Origin of the sequence: Microbacterium sp. HMH0099 (assembly GCF_049384025.1) — a bacterium.
GTDB lineage: Bacteria > Actinomycetota > Actinomycetes > Actinomycetales > Microbacteriaceae > Microbacterium.
Window position 1 is genome coordinate 215,349 of the sequence record NZ_JBMRJR010000004.1, and the last position, 14,206, is coordinate 229,554.

Genomic DNA, 14,206 nt, shown 5'->3' on the forward strand with positions numbered 1-14,206 from the left:
TCGTGGTCCCACCCTACGGGCGGTCGTCTCAGCGGGTCTTCAGCGGTCCGCGTGCGAGCAGGTGCTGGGCGGACTGCGCCACCGGCCGCACCGTCACGAGGTCGAGGTTCACGTGACCCGGCGCGTCGAGGGCGTAGGCGATGACGTCCGCGACGTCCTCCGCCACCAGCGGCGCCTCGACGCCCTCGTAGAGCGCGTCGGCCCCCGCCTGGTCGCCGCCGAGGCGGTTGAGGGTGAACTCCTCGGTGCGGACCATGCCCGGCGCGATCTCGATCACGCGGATCGGCTCGCCGTTCAGCTCCTGCCGGAGCGCGTGCACCAGCATCGCCTCCCCCGCCTTCGCGGCGTTGTACCCGCCGCCGCCGGGGTACGCCACGCGCGCCGCGGTCGAGGTCACGAACAGCGCGTCCGCGTGACCGGCGCGGTCGGCGGCGCTCCGCAGGAGCGGGAGGAGGGATGCCACGAGCCGCTGCCCCGAGAGGACGTTCGCCTCGAACATCCAGCGCCAGTCGTCCGGGTCGCCGTCCTCCACGCGGTCGGTGCCGCGGGCTCCGCCGGCGACGTGCACGAGCGCGTCGACGCCGCCGGTCTCCTCCAGCCACGCGGCGAGCGCGGCGATCGCGTCGCCGTCGGTGAGGTCGGCGGCGTGCGCGACGACCCCGGTCTCCGCCTCGAGCGCGGCGAGGCGATCGGCGCGGCGGGCGACGCCCACGACGTCCCATCCGCGTGAGCGGAGGTGGCGGGCGGTGGCCTCGCCGATCCCCGAGCTGGCCCCGGTCACTACTGCACGTCGCGTCATGGCATCCACGCTACTGTCCCGCCCGGGCGTCCCGGCACGGGGCAGGTTACGGCGCGTGTCCGACCGGTTGTCCCGGGCGAGGGGGCTGCCTACGCTCGCAGGAGGCCGCGGCATCCGTCGGGCCCCACGCGACTTCAGGAGTAGCCATGTCCGCACCCGAGAACTGGCGTTTCGAGACCAAGCAGATCCACACGGGCGCCCAGCCCGACCCGGTGACCAAGGCCCGCGCCACGCCGATCTACCAGACCACCTCGTACGTGTTCGACAACGCCGACCACGCCGCGAACCTGTTCGCGCTGGCGGAGTTCGGCAACATCTACACGCGTATCCAGAACCCCACGCAGGACGTCGTCGAGCAGCGCATCGCCGCGCTGGAGGGCGGCACCGGTGCGCTTCTGGTGGCCAGCGGACAGGCGGCGGAGACCTTCGCCGTCCTGAACATCGCCCAGGCGGGCGACCACATCGTCTCGTCGAGCTCGATCTACGGCGGCACGTACAACCTCTTCAAGTACACGCTGGCCAAGCTCGGCATCGAGACGACCTTCGTCGAGAACCAGGACGACCCCGAGGCCTGGCGCGCGGCCGTCCGTCCGAACACCAAGCTCTTCTTCGCCGAGACCATCGGCAACCCGAAGATCAACGTCCTCGACATCCGCTCGGTCGCCGACGTCGCCCACGAGGCCGGCGTGCCGCTCATCGTCGACAACACGATCGCGACGCCCTACCTCATCCGCCCGTTCGAGCACGGCGCCGACATCGTCGTCCACTCCGCGACCAAGTTCCTCGGCGGACACGGCACGGTCATCGGCGGCACCATCGTCGACGGCGGCACGTTCCCGTGGTCGGAGCACGCCGACCGCTACCCCGGCCTGACCACCCCGGACCCGTCGTACCACGGCGCCGTCTACACGCAGGCGGTCGGCGACGGCCTGGCCTACATCATCAAGGCGCGCGTGCAGCTGCTGCGCGACCTGGGCGCGTCCATCGCCCCGCAGAGCGCGTGGCAGCTGATCCAGGGCATCGAGACGCTGTCGCTGCGCATCGAGCGCCACGTGCAGAACGCGCAGGAGATCGCCGAGTGGCTCGAGGGCCACCCCGACGTCGCGAGCGTCAACTACTCGGGTCTGCCGTCGTCGCCCTGGTACGCCGCCGCGAACAACTACGCCCCGAAGGGCGTCGGAGCGGTGCTGTCCTTCGAGCTCAAGGGCGGCGTCGAGGCGGGGCGCGAGTTCGTCAACTCGCTCGTCCTGTTCAGCCACCTCGCGAACATCGGCGACGTCCGCTCGCTCGTCATCCACCCGGCATCCACGACGCACTCGCAGCTGACGCCCGAGCAGCAGCTGACCGCGGGCGTCACCCCGGGGCTGGTGCGCCTGTCGGTCGGGCTCGAGAACATCGCCGACCTGAAGGCCGACCTCGACCAGGCCCTCGCCGCCGCGCGTCGTCTCTCCGAGGCTGCCCGCGTCTGAGGCCGTTCGCGAGGACGCCCCGGCCCGTCAGGGTCGGGGCGTCCCCGTCTCCCCTCCCAGATTCGGAGCGGGGCGCCGGAATCGGAGGATTCGGCGCCCACGGTCCGATTCCGGCGCGCGACTCCGACTCCGCGGCGGTCGGAGACGAATGGATGCCACCGGGGTGGCATCCGGTCAGATCTTCTGCCGTGGCCGCAGGCTGCCCAGCCCGCCGTCCACGCCGAGCACCTGGCCCGTGACCCAGACGTTCTCGGGGTCGAGCAGGAACTGCACCGCGCGGGCGATGTCGTCCGGCTCGCCGAGGCGGCCCGTCGGGTGCATGGCCTCGGACACCTTGCGCGACATGTCGGACGAGGTGAGCTTCGCGGTCAGCCGCGTCTGCACCAGCCCGGGCGCGACGGCGTTGACCCGCAGCCCATGTGCGGCGTAGCTGGCCGCCGACGAGAGCGTCAAGCCGATCACGCCGGCCTTCGCCGCGGCGATCGCGTCGTGGTTCGGCAGTCCGGCCAGGGCGGCGGCGGACGACACGAGCACCACGGACCCGCCGTCGCGCAGGTGCGCCCCGGCCGCGCGCACCGCGGCGAACGCGGTCGTCAGAGACGCGGTCACGATCCCGTCGTACTGCTCGCGCGAGGTGAGGTGCGCGGGCTTGAGCAGCATGGACCCGGCGAAGACCGCCAGCCCGTCCAGGTGCCCCGCCCGTTCGACCGCCTCGCCGACGACGCGGTCCACGGCGTCGAAGTCGGCGGCATCCAGGGGGAAGTCCGGCTCGATGACCGAGGAGTCGCGAGCCGTCGTGAGGACGCGGTGCCCCGCGTCGGTGAGTCGTCGTGCCGTCGCCCCGCCGATGTCGCTCGAGGCTGCGATGAGGAGGTAGTTCGCCATGCCGCGATTGTGCGCGACGGCGCCGCTCGCGATCGGGGGCTGGACAGGCGCCCGCGGGCCCGCCCGCCCGTCTGCAGGACCGGTGGGGCTGGACAGGCGCCCGCGGGCGGCCCTCCCGCCCGTCTGCAGGACCGGCGGGGCTGGACGCGCCTCGCGTGGCCCGTGCGCCGTCCGCGCCCGCTCCGCTCCTGCAGACGCGCGGGCCGACGCCCCCGCACTCCCGGCGTAACACGGGAGGCCGCGGCCGTCCGACCGGGGAGAATGGATGCCATGGACTGGCAAATCTCCGAGGACACGGTGCCGTCGGCGCCGATCACGGAGGCCGACGCCCGGCTGCTCCTCGGCCGCCCGCCCGCCACCGGCGCCTGGCGCGACGGCGATCCCGCCGGCGACCGGCTGTTCGCGGCGTTCGGCGCGTTCGAGACGGAGAACGGCCAGTCGCTCCCGGGGTACCGCCTCGCCTACGAGACGTGGGGCGAGCTGTCCCCCGCGCGCGACAACGCCGTCCTGGTGCTGCATGCGCTCACCGGGGACGGGCACGTCCGCGGCTCGGCCGGTCCCGGCCACCCCACGGCCGGCTGGTGGAACGAGCTCGTCGGCCCCGGCGCGGCGATCGACACGGACCGGTGGTTCGTCGTCGCGCCCAACATGCTGGGGGGATGCCAGGGCTCGACCGGTCCGGCCAGCATCGCACCCGACGGGTACGAGTGGGCCGCGCGGTTCCCGCACCTGACCATCCGCGACCAGGTGCGCGCGCAGGTGCAGCTCGCCGACGCGCTCGGCATCGACGTCTGGCACGCGGTCGTCGGCGGGTCCATGGGCGGCATGCACGCGCTGGAATGGGCCGTCGGCCACCCCGACCGCGTGGCGCGGGCGGCCGTCCTGTCGGCACCGCCGGTCACGACCGCCGACCAGATCGCCCTGAACTCGGTGCAGCTGGACGCCGTCCGCATGGACCCGCGGTTCAACGGCGGCGCGTTCTACGACGCCGGCGACGGCGACGGCCCTCACCGCGGGCTGGCCCTCGCCCGCCGCATGGCGCTGTTGAACTACCGCAGCCCCACCGAGCTGAACTCCCGCTTCCAGCGGTCCTGGCAGTCCGGCGTCAGCCCCCTCGGGCACGGCGGCCGCTTCGCGGTGGAGTCGTACCTGGACTTCCACGGCAACAAGTTCACGCGCCGCTTCGACGCCAACAGCTACCTGACGCTCGTCGAGGCGATGAACTCGCACGACGTGGGTCGCGACCGCGGCGGTGTCGAGGACGCGCTCGCCCGCGTCACCGCGACAACCCTGGTCCTGGGGGTCGACAGCGACCGCCTCTTCCCCATCGAGGGGCAGCACCGCATCGCCCGCGGCATTCCGCATACCCTCGACGGCGACGAGGCGGTCGTCCTCGTCAGCGACTACGGCCACGACGGCTTCCTCATCGAGACCGCGGCCGTCGCCACGCATCTGCGCCGCCTGTTCGCGGCCTGACCGAGGGAGGGATGCCACCGCGATGGCATCCCTTTCCCCGGAGCGCCCGGGCCGGGCAGGGCCGCAGCGCTGCGTCGGGATGAAAGCCTTCCCGCCGGGCGGAGCCTCAGCGCTGGGTCGGGATGGATCCGGTGATCGCGGTCTGCGCGGCCTCAGCGACGGGCACGCGGTGGCCGGCGGCGGCGCGACCGGCGCGCTTCTCCACGCGGTACGACAGCGCGGCGACGACGAAGCCACCGAGGGCGAGCAGCGCACCGACCCAGGCCGGGGCGACGAGTCCGAGGCCGGCGGCGATCGCGAGGCCGCCGAGGAAGGCGCCGAGGCTGTTGCCGATGTTCAGCGCCGAGTGGTTCAACGCGGCGGCGATGGACTGGTTGTCCTCGGCGACGTCCATGAGCCGGGTCTGGATGGCGGGGCTGAGGGCGGCGCCGAAGAACGCCACGAGGAACGCGAAGAGCACGAGGCTGACGATCCATCCCGCGGTCAGGGCGAGCCCCACCGACGCCGCGCCGAGCGCCAGGAGGCCGGTGAGCAGCCAGAAGCGCAGGTCCTTGTCGGCGAGGGTGCCCCCGACGACGTTGCCGACGGTCATCCCGACGCCGACGAGCACCAGCACGAGCGAGACGGTCCATTCCGGCTGCCCGGCCACATCCGTGTTCATCGGGGCGATGTAGCTGTACATCGCGAAGAACCCGCCGAAGCCGACGGCGCCGATGCCGAGCGCGAACCACACCTGGCCGATCCGGAAGACGCGCAGCTCGTCGCGCAGGCGGCGGCCCGGGACGCCCGGGTGGTGCGGGACGAAGAGGGCGATGCAGACGGTCGCGAGGAGGAAGATGCCGGTGACCACGGCGAACGCCGCGCGCCACCCGACCTGCTGGCCGAGGAAGGTGCCGATCGGGACGCCGACGACGTTCGCGATCGTCAGGCCCGTGAGCACGAACGCCACGCCCTTCGCACGGTTGCCCGGGCCGAGTGCGTCGGCGGCGACGAGCGCACCGATGCCGAAGTACGCGCCGTGCGGGAGGCCGGCGAGGAACCGGGATGCCGCCACCAGCTCGAACGTCGGGGCCACCACCGTCAACAGGGTGAAGAACGTCAGGGCGGCGGCGAGCACGATCATCACCCGGTGCCGCGGGAAGCGGGCCACGGAGCCGGCGATCGTGGGGGCGCCGACGACCACGCCGAGGGCGTAAAGCGAGATGAGCCAGCCGGCCTGCGCGATCGCCTCGTCGGGCGACGCGGCCCAGGCGGCCGGGTTGAGGTCGCGGGCGATGTTGGGCAGCAGGCCCATCACCACGAACTCGGTCATGCCGATGCCGAAGCTGCCGATGGCGAGGGAGAGGAGCGCCCTCGTCGCCGCCCCCCTCGAGGTCGTCGAGGAGGTCATACCTCCGATGCTATGCCCCGCGCGACGCTCGTGTCGAATCGATTCGGACAGTCACCGCGCCCGCACGCCGACGAGGCGACCAGCTCGCGCTCTGCCGCGTCCAGGACGGACCTCGCCTCGCAAACTGTTCGCTTTAAGAGTCGTACGTTGCGCGAATCGAGTAGCGGTCTCGTGAATGGACCTTTGAAGTCGCCCGATCGATCGTTGTACGGTCGTCGCGCCGCGAACGGTCGCCGCCGCGTGACCGCTGACGAGAGGGGCTGCGATGGTGGATGTCGAGATCGGCGGGGCGGCCGACCTGACCTATGACTTCGGCGCTGCGGACGCGGTCGCGTCGGCGGCGCGGGCGGCGGCCTGGGCGGTGGACGGGCAGGCGGGGTCGCGAGCGTCGTTCGCGAAGACGGCGGGTGAGGACTTCGAGGGTCGCTTCGCGCGGTTGTTCGCGGCGAACGCCGCGACGGCGGTCGGCGATGCCCGGGAGGTGGCGCAGCGGCTGAGGGATGTCGCGACGTTCGTGGGGCGGCTGTCCGAGGCCGCGCGGGAGGAGAACTCCCGGCGGCGGGCGGCGCGGGAGTGGCGCGATCGAGTCCAGGCGCGGCGGGCGAACATGATCGACGCAGCCTGGGACGGGTTCTTCGGCGAGGAGCCGCCGCCGACGACGGCACCGGTGTCGCCGCCGCGATTCTCGCCGTCGGGGCCACGGGTCCGAGCGCGGCAGACGCCGACGCCGGGTGGGGGCGGCTCGGGCGGAGGAACCTCGTCCGCGCGTCCCGACCGTCTGCGCGCGTTCGCTGCGGGTGTCGCGAGCCTCGATGCCACCCTGGCGGCGCATCCGGCTCGCCTCGCCGGGGCGGCGTCCGACTTCATGGCCTGCTGCGATTTCGGCGGGATCGATGTCGGCCCTGTCGTGGCGGGGTTCCGAGCATGGCTGGACGCCAACGCCCAGGATGCGAGCTGGGCGAACACGATCGCGCAGGCGTTCGAGGACGCCGGCGCTGCAGGTGGCGTCGGCACGGTCTCGGACGCGGCGCTGGAGGCGTCTCTGGCTGCAGCCGGGGTGAGCGCTTCGCGCGAGGACCTGGTGATCGACCCGCCCACAGCGTGGGGCGGCGTTCCCACGACGGGGTTCGTGAACGACCCGGTGAACTCCGCCACGGGTAACTTCGTGGAGCCGGAGACCGACCTCGTCTTCGCCGGGCCGGACGGGCTGTTGTCGGTGACGCGGATGTACAACTCCCTCGACGACGGGGGCGGGGTGTTCGGGCCGGGGTGGTGGTCGCTCTTCGACATCACACTCGTCCTGGGCGACGATCAGGCCCGCTTCGTCCAGGCCGACGGCCGGGAGGTGGTGTTCGGTCGGGACGGGCACGGATGGGCACGCGCTGCGGGGGAGAGCTTCTGGCTCGAGCGTGCGGCGTCCGCCCCTCTGAACGGGTGGAGGGTGTACCCGAGCGCGGTGGAGGTGCTGCGCGTCACCGACAACACCGGGCGGTGGTGGGCCTTCGACACTGCCGGGGTGTGGCTGGGTGCCGGGCGCGGGACAGGAGACAGCATCCGCGTGCTGCGGAACGAGAACGGCTCGGTGACATCGGTGACGCACTCTCGCGGCCGCTCGGTCGCGGTGGAGTACGTCGGCGGTCGGGTCGGGTCGGTCACGGCGTCGGATGGGCGCCGCCGCGAGTACGTGTACGACGGTGCGCACCGTCTGATCGGAGTGACCGGCCCGACCGGCACCCGCTCGTATCGATGGAACGAGGACGATCTGATCGACCGGGTGGTCTCCGCGGCCGGGGTCGTCGAGTGCGTCAACGTCTACGACACGCGGCGGCGGGTGCGCGAGCAGCTCACCGCGTTCGGTCGGCGTACCCGGTTCTCGTACTTGCCGGGGCGCGTGACCGAGGTCGCGGACGTCGACGGCGGCAACGCGAACACGTGGATCGCGGACCGGAAGGGCCGGCTGGTGGGGATCGTGGATGCCGCCGGCTGCCGCCAGTCGATGGGCTACGACCCGCACGGTGGCCTCGTCTCCGTCACCGACCGCGAGGGACGGGTGACCGTCCACGCGTACGACGACCGGGGCCGACGCATCCGTACCCTCACCGCAGAGGGCGCGGACCTGACCTTCGGGTACGACCAGCATGACCGCGTGACGACCGTCGTCACAGCCACCGGCGGCGAGGTCCGCTACGACTACGCCAACGACACCGACCGCGACCCGTCCCGCATCACCGACCCCTGCGGCGGGGTCACCCACCTGACGTGGGTGGCGGGACTCCTGGTCCGGGTCGAGGACCCCATGGGTACGGTGGTGCGTTTCGAGTACGACGAGCACGGGGAGCTCATCGCCACCCGCAACGCCGATGGGGCGGTGGCTCGGGTGGACCGGGATGCCGCCGGGCGGGTGGTGCGCGCGATCTCCCCGTCCGGGGCGACTACCCACTACACCTACGACAGCGCCGGGACCCTGACCTCACGGGAGGACCCGGACGGCGGGGTGTGGCGGTTCGAGCACGGCCCTGGCGAGGTGCTGACCGCGGTGATCGACCCGCTCGGCGGGCGCACCGAGCACTCCTACGGACCCCACGGGCAGCTCACCGGCATCACGGACCCGCTCGGGCGGACGGTCCACCGGGAGTTCGACACGTTCGGCAACGTCTCGGCGGTGACCCTGCCCGACGGAGCCGCGTGGGGCTTCGCGCACGACGCTCTGTCGCGGCTGCGGGAGATCACCGATCCCGCCGGCGGAGTGTGGTCGCGCGAGTACGACCCCAACGGGGAGCTGGCCGCCACGGTCGATCCCACCGGCGTGCGTGTGGAGCTCGTCTCCTCCCCCGCCGATGCGACCCGCACCGTCCGCTCCGCTTTCGAGCAGGCGACGGTCCGGTTCGACGTGTACGGGCGCCCGGAACGGATCCAGGATGCCACCGGCGCGGCCTCCCTGATCACCTACGACCCCTGCGGACGCCCGGTGGAGATCCTGGACGCCGATGGCGGCCTGACCCGGATCGAGCGCGACCTCGCCGGGCGGGTCACCGCCGTCACCAGCCCGGCAGGACGGAGGACGGTCTACGAGTACGACCGATGCGGGCGCCCCATCGCCGCGATGGACCCGGCGGGGGCGCGGACGGCCCTCGAGTACGACGCCGACTCCCGTGTCATCGCCCGCATCCTGCCCACCGGTGAGCGCGCGGAGACCGTGTACGACGTGATGGGGCGCGTCACCGTCCTCCGGGAGCCGGGAGTCGGGGTGGCCCGCTACGGGTACGACCGGCTCGGGCGAGTGGTGCTCGCGCACGACACCCGGTACGGCATCCGCCGCTTCGCCTACGATCCCGCCGGGCAGCTGATCACCGCGACCAACGGCCTGGGCGGTGTCACGCGGTACGACTACGACGACCGCGGTCGGCTGACCACCGTGACCGACCCGGCCGGAGGCGTCACCACCCGCACGTACACCGCGACGGACAAGGTCGCCTCCGTCACCGACCCGCTCGGGCGGACCACCCGCGCCACGTATGACGACGCCGGCCGACAGCTCACGCAGACCGCCGCCGACGGAACCGTCACCCAGTGGGGATACGACGAGGCCGGCCGGGAGAGCTCGCTGCGCATCGACGGGCGGCCCGTCAGCGAGACCCACCGGGATGCCGGGACCCGCACCGTCACCATCACCGACCACACCACCGGCCGCCCCGTCGTGCACACCCTGCGCTTCACCCGCCTCGGCCAGCTCGCCGAACGCACCACCACGACCGGCGGAGGGTATACAGGCGCCGCACAGAGGACCCGATGGGAGTACGACGCCGATGGCGCCCGCACCCGTCTGACCACCTCCGATGGTGTCGCCGTCGATTACACACGGGATGCCGCCGGGCGTCTGATCCACCTGGACCACTCCCGCAACGGGGCGGTCCACTACACGCGTGACGCGTTCGGACGCCTGCTCACCGCATCCGCCGGCGACGCCGTCCACTCGTGGACCTATACCGACGGGTACCCCACGGCCCACACCCTCACCGGTCCCGACGGCGTCATCGCGACCCGCATCATCCGCGACGACAGCGGCCGCATCACCGCCCTCCACCATCCTCACGGCACCACTCGGTACACGCACGACGACGCCGGACAGCTGCGCACGGCCACCACCACGGAGGTCGACAGCGGCGCCGACGAGACGCGCCGCCGGGGCGAGCAGCAGTCGGAATGGGACTACGACGAGGCCGGACGCCTGACCCGCGAGTCCACGCGCGAGGGACACCGGCTCTACACCTACGACATCGCCGGACAGCTGCTCACCGCCACGCACGGCGAGGACCTGACCGCTTTCGCCTACGACGCGCAGGGTCGCCGTACCCGCGAGAGCACCCCCGGCCGGGACCGTCAGTACACCTGGGACCAGCGCGGATGGGTCCGCACCATCACCCACACGACTCCCACGGGTGAGCGGCGCCTCACCCTGCACGTCGACGCTCTCGGCGAGCTCGCCGACATCGATCACACCGTTCTCACCTGGGACACCGCGGCCTCCGTCTCCACCCCGCTCACGCTCGGCGACCACCCCGTCATCGCCGCGCCCGGCGGCTTCACCGGCATCGACGGACACTGGGGGCCCACCGCGTGGCGAGACATCCGCACCACCATCCCCGAGGACCCGTGGCACACCCTCCACGCAGTGACCCGCGGAGCGGTCGGCCTTACCGCACACGGTGGCATCCACGTCGACGGGCTCGAATGGCTCGGCGCCCGCGCCTACGACCCCGCCACCCGCGGGTTCCTCAGCACCGACCCCCTGGCCGCGCCCGCCGGCACGGCGTGGTCTGCCAATCCCTACTCCTACGCCGGCAACGACCCCCTCCACTCGACCGACCCGCTCGGCCTGCAACCCGTCACCGACGCCGATCTGCGCACCTACGCCCATAACCACCAGGGCGCGCTCGGGAACATGAAGGACTGGGCGGATGAGAACCCCTATCTTGTCGGCGGCGTCGCGCTCGGCTTCGGCGCCGCGCTCATGTTCTTCGGGGGGCCCGTCGGCGCCGTCGTGGGTGGCGCCTTGTTCTCGGCAGGGACCTCGATCCTGTCGCAGAAAACCGTCGACGGCTCCGTCGACTGGGGCCGGGTGGGCTGCGACAGTCTTGTCGGTGCCGTCGGTGGCGGTGCCGGGGGTCTTGTCGCCTCCAGTCTCGCGCGGGCCGGCACGGTGGCGCGATCAGTGGCCCTGGCGAACGCCGCCCCCTCGCAGACCGCGCGGGTCGCCTACAACGTGCTGGGGAACACCGGGACACGCGCCGCCATCGCGGGTGCCGCCGATGGCGCCGCCTCCAATGTCACCGACTACACCCTGAACTCCTCGGAGCACAGCATCGGAGGCTATGTGCAGGCTCTCGCGACGGGAACGGTGACAGGCGCGGGGAGTTCCCTGCTCATGACGCGACTCGGCGGGCCGCTCTCGAACATGGTCGGGTCGAAACTCACGCCAACCTGGACAGCTCCACCATCTCTCCGCAGCCACGGCGGTGCACCCGTGAACTGGGGGCAGGTCGCGTCCGAACACACGCTCAACCACGTCGCGGGAGCAGCAGCGGGGTACGCGAACCCGTACATACAACCAGGTGAGCCGGAGGACTCTGCTGCTGTGAGTAGCGCGATACAGGGCTTAGTCAAGGGAGCTGCCGGACCGTCATCGAGTCTGCGATGAGAAACAGGAGGGAACCTCAGCGGAAAAGCGACCTATCTGTTCTTCTCGTCGGCATACCGGTGTTCGCAATCTTGACCGTTCTGTGTGCTCTCGGCCTGTCTGCGTCAATGTTGGAGAACGTCGATATACAGACAAGATACTGCAACATTTTGGACGCCCACCCGTCACTGTCAGGTGGGGGGCGTGCCGCGACCGTTCATGTCGTAGTTATCCGAACACGCGAGTGCGGGAATCTCGCCTGGACGCGGGGCGTCAATTCTGACAGCGAGGACCGAATCGCTAAGACGTTCGCACCCGGGCTGTACAGGGTCGAGATGGGTTGGTACTCGCGGACGATTGTTCCCCTGACACCGAACGGCCTCGCGTCCATACACAGCTACGAGTTCATCGGACCACTGAGCCGATAGCCAACCGCCGCGCGAGAATAACATCCGTCGACAGCGCCCTACACTTCAAAAAAACGAGCACATATATGGATCGACGCAAACTGCACTCACCGAGCAATCGGCAGAACATGATCTGTGACCTTTCGAACGAGTGCGATCGCACTGGTGCGCAGAGAGTGGCTCTGGCGAACAGCACTCCCTCGCAGACCGCGCGGGTCGCCTACAACGTGCTGGGGAACACCGGGACACGCGCCGCCATCGCGGGTGCCGCCGATGGCGCCGCCTCCAATGTCACCGACTACACCCTGAACTCCTCGGAGCACAGCATCGGAGGCTATGTGCAGGCTCTCGCGACGGGAACGGTGACAGGCGCGGGGAGTTCCCTGCTCATGACGCGACTCGGCGGGCCGCTCTCGAACATGGTCGGGTCGAAACTCACGCCAACCTGGACAGCTCCACCATCTCTCCGCAGCCACGGCGGTGCACCCGTGAACTGGGGGCAGGTCGCGTCCGAACACACGCTCAACCACCTGTTAGGAGGGACAACCTCGTGGCTGAATTCAAACGTGCAGCCGGGAGAAACAAATCAGGCGAGCGTCGCCAGCAACTCGCTACAGGGATTGCTGAAAGGCGCCGAGGGATCTGCCCTTAGCCTCCGCCGATGAAACACGATCGCAAATCTAGAATTTCCAATGTCCTCCAAGGCCTCCTTGCGCTTGGCGTCCTAACAGCACTTGCGTGCGTGGTGCTATTCGCCCTTTCAGCACCAATTCTAGATCGATTCGGAGTCGAAGCAAAAACTTGCGAAGTGACCGGTGCGTATGCGTCCACATCAGGAGGGGGACGAGGCGCCACCCTCGCAGTCGTTGTCCTCGACAGCAAGGACTGCGGGAAGCTCGGATGGTTTTCAGGAGTGAACTCCGACAACAAGTCACAACTTGCTGCAGATATCAGACCGGGAGTTTATCTAGTCCAAATGGGTTGGGTGTCGAGAATAATTGGTCCTCTTACGCCGAAAACGCTTAGAACTCTACGCTCCTACGAATACCTCAGGCCACTCAACAAGCCCGAGGGTGCAGAGTCGCAATCTGCCTACCAGACTCCCGGTAACTCGGCTGCGCGCCGGACGAGCACCGGCCTGGATAGTTCTTATGGCAAGACAGTTTCATCCTTCGCCCCGAACCATGTTGCGGGAGGCCCCGCCGGAAAGCTGGACGGATTCATCAGGCCGAATTCGTTCGGCCCCGCCGGCATTATGTCGGGACTGCTCCAAGGTGCAGGCAGCGGAGCGGAAGGGCCAGTTTCTCGCCGATGATGAATAGGTATCAGGGGAACCAGAAAGATACGCCCGTAAAAACCGCCGCATCCATCGTCATTTTCCTTGCGATGTGCGCGATTCTTGTTTTTAGTGCGTTCGTGGCTCCCGTCCTTGAGAGCAATGTCCTTTCGACGTGGCCGTGTGACGTCATCGCCACCGTCCCACACCATACGTCTGGCGGATTTCGAGGGGGGCGAGCCTGCCCGGCATCATCCTGGACACATCCAATCAGCATGGGAGGCTATGTGCAGACTCTCGCGACGGGAACGGTGACAGGCGCGGGGAGTTCCCTGTTCATGACGCGACTCGGCGGGCCGCTCTCGAACATGGTCGGGTCGAAACTCACGCCAACCTGGACAGCGACACCATCTCTCAGCAGCCACAGCGGTGCACCCGTGAACTGGGGGCAGGTCGCGTCCGAACACACGCTCAACCACCTTGTCGGAGGCATATCTGCGAGCGTCAACGCAGCTAACCAGCCCACTGAGCCGGACGATGCGACGTTTGTCGGCAATATCTTCCAAGGCATACTGAAAGGCGCGACCGGTCAGACAGTATTACTTCGATGACGAGCCGAAAGAATCCGCCAGGAGAGATGACTCGCGGGAAGATTATTTTGGCCGTCGCATTCATGATATTTGGTGTCATTTTCCTGGTCTTCTCATTTAGCGGGCCGGCCATCGATCAGCACGTCCAGGAAGTCATGACATGCCAGGTGGTCGGCGCCAGGGCGTCAAAGTCGAGTGGCGGAAGGGGGGGGTCGATAACGGTCGTGGAGATTCGAA

General features: G+C 69.9%; 7 protein-coding genes. 4 read left to right on the forward strand and 3 right to left on the reverse strand.

What is annotated here, in order from left to right; all coding sequences use genetic code 11:
* Positions 1 to 28 precede the first annotated feature (28 nt).
* Positions 29 to 799 (reverse strand): SDR family oxidoreductase, encoded by a 771-nt coding sequence (locus ACO03V_RS11140; protein WP_423137631.1) that lies wholly within the window; start codon positions 797 to 799, stop codon positions 29 to 31.
* Between the two features lie 146 nt (positions 800 to 945).
* Here ACO03V_RS11140 and ACO03V_RS11145 point away from each other — a divergent pair, with 146 nt between their 5' ends.
* On the forward strand, positions 946 to 2,268 hold the full coding sequence (locus ACO03V_RS11145; RefSeq protein WP_367729949.1) for a bifunctional o-acetylhomoserine/o-acetylserine sulfhydrylase: 1,323 nt from the start codon (positions 946 to 948) through the stop codon (positions 2,266 to 2,268).
* A 174-nt stretch (positions 2,269 to 2,442) separates the two neighbouring features.
* Here ACO03V_RS11145 and ACO03V_RS11150 read toward each other — a convergent pair whose 3' ends face one another.
* A complete protein-coding gene (locus ACO03V_RS11150) occupies positions 2,443 to 3,153 on the reverse strand; it encodes an SDR family NAD(P)-dependent oxidoreductase (RefSeq protein ID WP_423137632.1) in 711 nt (236 codons plus the stop codon).
* Between the two features lie 270 nt (positions 3,154 to 3,423).
* Between ACO03V_RS11150 and metX the strand changes: the two genes are divergently transcribed.
* Positions 3,424 to 4,629, forward strand: coding sequence for a homoserine O-acetyltransferase MetX (metX, locus tag ACO03V_RS11155; RefSeq protein WP_367729947.1), 1,206 nt, complete (start codon positions 3,424 to 3,426; stop codon positions 4,627 to 4,629).
* A 106-nt stretch (positions 4,630 to 4,735) separates the two neighbouring features.
* Here the strand turns inward: metX and ACO03V_RS11160 are convergent, their stop codons facing one another.
* A complete protein-coding gene (locus tag ACO03V_RS11160; protein ID WP_423137633.1) occupies positions 4,736 to 6,019 on the reverse strand; it encodes an MFS transporter in 1,284 nt (427 codons plus the stop codon).
* A gap of 265 nt (positions 6,020 to 6,284) precedes the next feature.
* Between ACO03V_RS11160 and ACO03V_RS11165 the strand changes: the two genes are divergently transcribed.
* Positions 6,285 to 11,717, forward strand: coding sequence for a DUF6531 domain-containing protein (locus tag ACO03V_RS11165; protein ID WP_423137634.1), 5,433 nt, complete (start codon positions 6,285 to 6,287; stop codon positions 11,715 to 11,717).
* Between the two features lie 472 nt (positions 11,718 to 12,189).
* Complete coding sequence (locus ACO03V_RS11170; RefSeq protein ID WP_423137635.1) at positions 12,190 to 12,768, forward strand: hypothetical protein; 579 nt, start codon at positions 12,190 to 12,192, stop codon at positions 12,766 to 12,768.
* Positions 12,769 to 14,206 lie beyond the last annotated feature (1,438 nt).

Coding starts and splice junctions, on each gene's coding strand:
- metX (WP_367729947.1), top strand. CDS start 3,424: ATGGACTGGCAAATCTCCGAGGACACGGTGCCGTCGGCGCCGATCACG.
- ACO03V_RS11140 (WP_423137631.1), bottom strand. CDS start 799: ATGACGCGACGTGCAGTAGTGACCGGGGCCAGCTCGGGGATCGGCGAG.
- ACO03V_RS11145 (WP_367729949.1), top strand. CDS start 946: ATGTCCGCACCCGAGAACTGGCGTTTCGAGACCAAGCAGATCCACACG.
- ACO03V_RS11150 (WP_423137632.1), bottom strand. CDS start 3,153: ATGGCGAACTACCTCCTCATCGCAGCCTCGAGCGACATCGGCGGGGCG.
- ACO03V_RS11165 (WP_423137634.1), top strand. CDS start 6,285: ATGGTGGATGTCGAGATCGGCGGGGCGGCCGACCTGACCTATGACTTC.
- ACO03V_RS11160 (WP_423137633.1), bottom strand. CDS start 6,019: ATGACCTCCTCGACGACCTCGAGGGGGGCGGCGACGAGGGCGCTCCTC.
- ACO03V_RS11170 (WP_423137635.1), top strand. CDS start 12,190: ATGGATCGACGCAAACTGCACTCACCGAGCAATCGGCAGAACATGATC.